Source organism: Methanosphaera sp. A6, assembly GCF_001729395.1.
GTDB lineage: Archaea > Methanobacteriota > Methanobacteria > Methanobacteriales > Methanobacteriaceae > Methanosphaera > Methanosphaera stadtmanae.
Map to the genome: position 1 here is coordinate 1 of NZ_MAIF01000016.1, position 7,100 is coordinate 7,100.

Consider the following 7,100-nt stretch of genomic DNA (forward strand, 5'->3'; position numbering starts at 1 on the left):
TCATTTTATTATAATTTTGACTATAGAGTTGATATACATTTAAAATTTTATTAAATGGATCTATCATAAATAACTAATATATTATTATGTCTTTACTTATTATAAATAGTTATTTAAAATCTTATAATCACTGCAGGTATATGTGTAATTGTATTTAGAAGCGCAGGGGTAACCTTATTATAATCAGTATCAAATGTAGTTTTCATATTATATACAGTTTCAAAAAAAGTATTGGTATTTTCAACTTGTGATTTTTCAGCAATTGCACATAGTTTTATTAACATTTCAACATCACACTTAACAGTAGATGCAAGAGGTGTTGGACCTATTTTTTTAGAGAAATTTCCAAGAATATATCCAAAAATACCAGTATTATTATGAATTGTCTCTATGGATTGGGGTAATGTGGTAAATTTCTTTCCATAGAAATCATATGTTGCATCAGTATCACAGATTATTATATTTACATTTTTCCCTGTTTTTTTGTGTATAATTTCTTTAATATAATCAGCACTCTTTTGTGGATTTTCTGGAAGAAGAGATACATATTGTTCAGGAACATTACTTAAATCAACACCAGCTTCAGATGTAGGTTGTAGTGCATATTTTAATCCATATTTTTCTAATATGAACTGTTTATGGTATCTTGCCTCATGGGGCATGTTTCTAAGATTGGTTATTGTTCTTTTTTTATAACCTAAAAATGGACATAAAACATATCCCCATAAATATTTACTCCATAACTCTGTTAAAATAGATGCAGCGATACTTGGTATGTATTTTGATTCATCAACTAAATTGCCTTCAGCTGTTGATATGGGAGTTTCACTAATTACAATATAATCATCATCTTGACAATATTTTATGATATTGGTTATAAGAGTATAGTATCCTTCATTTGGTTTGATATAATCTGTTTTAATGGGAATAACTTCTACTTTCATATTCATATCTCTAAAAATGGTTTTTTTATTAAAAAAATAAAAGAGGAAATTTATAATTTTCCAAGAGTGTCTCCTCTTAATCCACGACGTAATGTTTCAAGGGAGACTATTTCATTAGAATTAATGTTTCCAAGATTTACATCATTACTTAATGTAAGTATTAATTCTACTTGTTGATTTTTCTGTGGAGCTTCCCACAATACTTTTTCTTTAGGTGTATTTTCATAGATTGAAGTTAAATCATCTTTTTTTACATTACCTTTATCATCGTATATACCAATATTTTTACCACTTTCACGTCCTTCAATAATAACCATATCAGAACCTGCTTCAATATCTGTATTTATAAGATCTATACGTTGTTGTGTTGTATATTCAGAATCTTTTTGTGGATTTTTCTTACCTATTTCACTCAAAGTGTAGAAACCTAATTCTTTTGATTTATTAATTAACTGTGCACGTCTATCACTGTCAATGGTAGTTGATCCATCAGATATTTCCACAGCATTAAATCCTAATCTGTCAATTTCATTAAAATATTCATCTATTTTATTTTGTTTATTTGCTAATTCAAATAAAGTTCCACCAGTATATGTTCTAATATTATATGAGTGATATAATTCATTTTTATCTTTTATTATTTCTTCATCATATAATATTGAAGTTCCCCATCCATACTTCAATAGATTAAAATAGTTTCCACTAATTGTTAACATATCTTCAACTGTTTTGTATCCTAATGCCTTATCAAGAACCATGGTATTGGTATTTACTGGTCCAATTTCATCTAGAAACTTAAAAGCGTTCATATTATCATCTTTATTATTTTTATATTAAAAATATAATACTTAGTTATGTATATAATTATTTTTAAATAAATATGAATTTTATATTTATTAAAATAGTACTTCTTTTTTTCTATTTTTAATATATTTCTATCTAAAAAAACTAAGTTTATATATTTAAGAAAACATACAAATATATTAATATAAAATTATATAATTTCAAATAATAAAGTATCTTAAAATTAGTATTATCAATTATTAATCGTTATAATAACGTGTTCTGATTATTGATAAGTAATCTATTTAAGTATTTCAATCAGTAAATGATTACCAATAATTATCAAGTATAAACATAGTTTTGAAATCTTTCTTTCATAGAACAATATTTAAATAATTCATAAAATATAAGATATTAAATTAATTTAATAATAAATATAATAATTAATAAACTGTTATTAAATACAATGTAATAGTGAGGGTGTTAAGTGAAATCTCTAATAAATGATAGTATAAAAGATTCAAAATCTAAAACTTCAACAGAAAGATCTATCTCTAAAAATAATATTTCTAATTCTAATGTAGATGATATTAATAGTATCTTAGTAGATATTATTAACAAAAGTAGAACAAAAATATTTGTTATTGGTGCTGGTGGAGCTGGAAACAACACTATTTCACGTTTAGGTGAAATTGGAATTGAAGGTGCAGAAACTATATCCATTAACACAGATGCACAAGACTTATTCTTCTGCAAATCTAATGATAAAATATTAATTGGGGAAGAAACTTGTGGTGGATTAGGTGCTGGTGGAATTCCAGATGTTGGAGAAGCAAGTGCTGAAGAAAGTGAAGAAGAAATAAAAGAAAGAATTGATGGAGCAGACATGGTATTTGTTACCTGTGGACTTGGTGGAGGAACAGGTACAGGTTCAGCACCAGTAGTAAGTAGAATTGCACAAAAATGTGGAGCATTAACTATAGCTGTAGTAACAATGCCATTTAGTGCAGAGGGAATTAGAAGGCGAGAAAATGCTGAAAAAGGTCTTGCAAAATTACAAGAAGCAGCAGATACCGTACTTGTAATTCCTAATGATAAACTCTTAGAAGTAGCTCCAAGTTTACCAATTAACAAAGCATTCATGGTTTCAGATGAATTATTAGGTAGGGCTGTAAAAGGTATAACTGAATTAATTACAAAACCAGGACTAGTAAGTTTAGACTTTGCTGATGTTAAAAGTGTAATGAGTGATAGTGGAATGGCTATGATTGGTATGGGCGAATCAGATACTGGTGATAGGGCTATTGAATCAGTAAATGAAGCTCTTAACAGTCCTTTACTTGATTTAGATATTTCTAATGCAAAAAGTGCTATTGTTAACATCAGTGGAAGTAATGACTTAACATTAAATGAAGCTGAAAAAATTGTACAAATAGTTGCAGATGAACTTGATCCTGAAGCAAATATTATTTGGGGTACTCAATTACAAGAAGATCTTGCAAGTACAGTTAGAACAACCATTGTTGTTGCAGGTGTAAGTTCTCCTTCAATAATGGGATCTGATGATTCTTACAAAGAAAAACCACGTGGAGAAGAAACACCAACACCAGATGCAGATCTTGAAGGATTTATTGATGATGTATTTTAGATATTAATATCTAAATATTTCATTAACTTTTTTTTTGATTATAATAAAAATTATTATCTCTAGCTTTTTTAGGGTTTAAAGATCTATTAAAGTATTTATTTCAAAGTATATATTAAATTCAAGTTGATATGTTGTTTATATGATGTATGGATTGAATATAGTTATTTTTTAATGTATGTTTTTCTATAATAAAACCAAAGGTTTATTAATAGTAAGATGAATAAATTATATATGATCCCTATCTTAGGTTTTAAATTTTCTCATTTTGAATTTTTAATGCAGGTAGTAATAATATGAATATAAACAAAGAATCAATACATGGTTTTTTAAAGCAATGTGAAAGAGTATTACGTATTTCAAAAAAACCAGATAATGAGGAATACTTAACTGTAGCAAAAGTTACAGGTGTGGGTATCATAATTATTGGTCTTATTGGGTTTATACTTTCAATAGTATCACAAGTATTGTTTTACTCATAGTTGTTTTAATAAACAAAATAATAATAAAAGAAATTTAATCAAAATATTAGTTATATAATATTTGGGAATACATTAAAAAAAAGATAAAATATCTTTTTAACAACGATAGAAAAAAGTGGAATTATGTTTTATGCGATGAGAGTACTTATTGGACAAGAAAAAAATGTAGCATCTTTATTAGCACAAAGTGTTAAACATGAAGATACAGGGATTTCTGCGATTTTATCTCCAGAATCTATGAAAGGTTATATTTTTGTTGAGTCTGATAAAACATTAGATATGAGGCATCCTGCACTTAAAGTTCCAAATTTGAGAGGTTTAGTCGAAGGTGACGTAGACTTCGATGAGCTCAAATCATTCTTAAGTCCAGATCAATCAATAGTCAATATTGAAAAAGGTAGTATTGTTGAATTGACTTCTGGCCCATTTAAAGATGAAAAAGCTAAAGTGGTTAGGATTGATGAAGCAAAAGAAGATGTAGTATTGGAATTAATTGAAGCAGCAGTTCCAATACCTGTCACAGTAAAGGGTGACCAAATCAGATTAATACAAAAGGAGGCTGAATAGTGGCTAGTCAAACTATTGAAATCCTAGTGGAAGGTGGAAAAGCCACACCGGGACCACCTTTAGGTCCAGCTATAGGTCCATTAGGTATTAATATGATGCAAGTTGTTGAAGAAATCAACAAAAAAACTGCTGATTTTGGCGGTATGAAAGTACCAGTAAAAATAACTGCAGACATGGATACTAAAGATTTTGAAATTTCTATAGGTACACCACCTACAACTGCTTTAGTTCTTGATGAGTTAGGTATTGAAAGTGGTTCTCACGAACCTGGTACTGAAGTAGCAGCTGATTTCTCAGTTGAACAAGCATTTAAAGTTGCAAGAATGAAATTTGATGACTTACTTGCAAATGATTACAAACACGCAACAAAAGAAGTGATTGGTACATGTGTAAGTATGGGTATTAATGTTCAAGGTAAAGATGGACGTGAAACTCAAAAAGACATCGATAATGGCGATTATGATGATGTATTTACCCAATAAATACTCATTGTTTTATTTCATTTAAGTAACAATTAATTATTTAATATTAATCATAATGATTAGACTTTAAATATAAAAATTTTATACAATGTACATAGTACATAATTTATTTACACGTTGAACTCGATTTATTTTTTTTAAATCCTGTTCTTTGGAGGAAATTGAATGACACAAGTAATTGAAGAAGCAGTGAAGAAGGTTTTAGAAGAATCTAAACCGAGAAACTTCACACAGTCTATTGATGTGGTCATAACCATCAACGATTTAGACATAAACAAACCAGAAAACCGTTTAGATGAAGAAGTGCTTCTCCCTAATGGACGTGGAAAAGATGTTAAAATTGCATTTATTGCTGAAGGTGAATTAGCTTATCAAGCAGAACAAGCTGGTGCAGATTTAGTTATTAATAAAGAAAAATTAGAAGAATTAGGTAAAAACAGACCTGAAGCTAAAAAATTAGCAAATTCTTATGATTTCTTTGTAGCTCAAACTGATTTAATGCCAACTGTTGGTAGATTCTTAGGTCCAGTACTTGGTCCAAGGAAAAAAATGCCTAAACCAATTCCAGCAAGTGCAAATCCAGAAACCATATTAGGAAGATTAAGAAGTACAATTAAAATAAGAGTGAAAGACCAACCTATTATACAATCTATTGTAGGATCTGAAGATATGACTGAAGCACAAGTTGCTGAAAATATAGATGCTATAATGGATGTTCTTGATCGTAATTTAGAAAAAGGGTCTAAACAGATCAAAGCAATGTATTTAAAAACAACAATGGGACCTGTAACGAGGGTGATCTAGATGCATCATGTTGCAGATTGGAAAAAAGAAAAAGTAGCTGAACTTGAAGATTTAACAAATTCTCATGAAATAATAGGTATTGTAAACTTAGCTGATATTCCAGCAAAACAATTACAAACCATGAGAAAATCTTTAGGAGATAATGCAATTCTTAAAATGTCACGTAAAAATTTCATTAAAATTGCATTAGAAAACTCTGATAAAGAAGAAGTTGAAGGTTTAGCAGATTACCTCGAAGGTCAACCAGCTATGGTCTTCACTAAAATGAATCCTTTCAAACTATTTAAAATCTTAGAAGATAGTAAAACGGAAGCTCCAGCAAAAGCTGGAAGTATTGCTCCAGCGGATATTGTTGTTCCAGCAGGAGATACATCTTTCCCACCTGGTCCAATTCTTGGTGAATTACAACAAGTAGGTATTCCAGCTAAAATTGATAAAGGATCAATTGTTGTAACCGATGATGCTAAAATTGTCGATGAAGGCGAAGAAATTCCTAAAGCAGTAGCTGATATATTAACAAAACTTGAAATTCATCCTATGGAAGTGGGAATAGATTTACTAGCAGTTTGTGAAGGAGATACAATATATACTGCAGATGTACTTGCAATTGATGAAGAAGAAACTATTCAAACACTTGCAAATGCATATCAAAGTGCAATTAACTTATCAGTTTATGCAGGTATATTAAACAGCGAATCTGCTCCATTACTCATACAGAAAGCAGCAAGAGATGCTTTAAACTTAGCTATCAATGCTAATATATTAACTTCTGAAACAACTGATAAAATATTATCTAAAGCATATGCTCAAATGTTAGCAGTTGCTAAATTACTCTCTAGCGAAGCTATTGATGATGAACTTAATGAAAAATTAAATTCACAAGCAGCAGCAGCTCCTGTAGCAGTAGAAGATAATACAGAAGAACCTGAAGAGGAAGAAGAAGAGGAAGAAGATGCAGCAGAATCTGCAGCTGCAGGTCTTGGAGCTCTCTTCGGATAACTTTGAAGGCTACTAGTAAAAACGGAAAATTCTAATCTTAATAGCAAGTTAAGATTAACTTTATAAAAGATTTAAAAAGATTAATAAAATTGTATTTATACAATAAAAATATATATTAAATTTAAAAGGTGTATTAACATGGAATACGTATACGCAGCATTATTATTAAACGCAACAGAAAAAGACATTAACGAAGAAAACGTTACAGCTGTATTATCTGCAGCTGGAGTAGATGTAGACGATGCAAGAGTAAAAGCTTTAATCGCATCTTTAGAAGATGTAGATATTGAAGAAGCTATTGCAACCGCAGCAGTAGCAGCAGCACCTGCAGCTGGAGCAGCAGCACCTGCAGCAGAAGAAGCTGAAGAAGAAGAGGAAGAAGAAGAGGAAGAAG

At 29.6% G+C, this 7,100-nt stretch carries 9 protein-coding genes; 7 read left to right on the forward strand and 2 right to left on the reverse strand.

Translation table 11 applies throughout. The features are described from left to right. Positions 1–113: 113 nt before the first annotated feature. On the reverse strand, positions 114–944 hold the full coding sequence (locus tag A9758_RS00450) for a coenzyme F420-0:L-glutamate ligase (protein ID WP_052273669.1): 831 nt from the start codon (positions 942–944) through the stop codon (positions 114–116). A gap of 50 nt (positions 945–994) precedes the next feature. Continuing rightward, positions 995–1,753, reverse strand: coding sequence for a phosphosulfolactate synthase (gene comA, locus A9758_RS00455; protein ID WP_011406846.1), 759 nt, complete (start codon positions 1,751–1,753; stop codon positions 995–997). A gap of 524 nt (positions 1,754–2,277) precedes the next feature. On the opposite strand from comA, the gene ftsZ reads away from it, so the two are divergent. The 7 genes from ftsZ to rpl12p form a co-directional block, all read left to right on the forward strand. Continuing rightward, positions 2,278–3,375: a cell division protein FtsZ gene (gene ftsZ, locus A9758_RS00460; protein ID WP_369814997.1), complete on the forward strand. Its 1,098-nt coding sequence runs from the start codon at positions 2,278–2,280 to the stop codon at positions 3,373–3,375. 293 nt (positions 3,376–3,668) lie between these two features. Beyond that, positions 3,669–3,854 carry a protein translocase SEC61 complex subunit gamma gene (locus A9758_RS00465; RefSeq protein ID WP_011406844.1) on the forward strand — a complete coding sequence of 62 codons (186 nt, stop codon included), beginning with the start codon at positions 3,669–3,671 and terminating at the stop codon, positions 3,852–3,854. Positions 3,855–3,959: 105 nt separating this feature from the next. Continuing rightward, a complete protein-coding gene (locus A9758_RS00470) occupies positions 3,960–4,421 on the forward strand; it encodes a transcription elongation factor Spt5 (RefSeq protein WP_369814998.1) in 462 nt (153 codons plus the stop codon). Continuing rightward, a complete protein-coding gene (locus A9758_RS00475) occupies positions 4,421–4,903 on the forward strand; it encodes a 50S ribosomal protein L11 (protein WP_011406842.1) in 483 nt (160 codons plus the stop codon). The genes A9758_RS00470 and A9758_RS00475 overlap by 1 nt, the downstream gene beginning before the upstream one ends. A 165-nt stretch (positions 4,904–5,068) precedes the next feature. Next, positions 5,069–5,707, forward strand: coding sequence for a 50S ribosomal protein L1 (locus A9758_RS00480; RefSeq protein WP_011406841.1), 639 nt, complete (start codon positions 5,069–5,071; stop codon positions 5,705–5,707). Continuing rightward, positions 5,708–6,706 (forward strand): 50S ribosomal protein L10, encoded by a 999-nt coding sequence (locus tag A9758_RS00485; protein WP_011406840.1) that lies wholly within the window; start codon positions 5,708–5,710, stop codon positions 6,704–6,706. Positions 6,707–6,844: 138 nt separating this feature from the next. Continuing rightward, on the forward strand, positions 6,845–7,100 hold a 256-nt coding region (rpl12p, locus tag A9758_RS00490; RefSeq protein ID WP_069776306.1), incomplete at its 3' end, for a 50S ribosomal protein P1.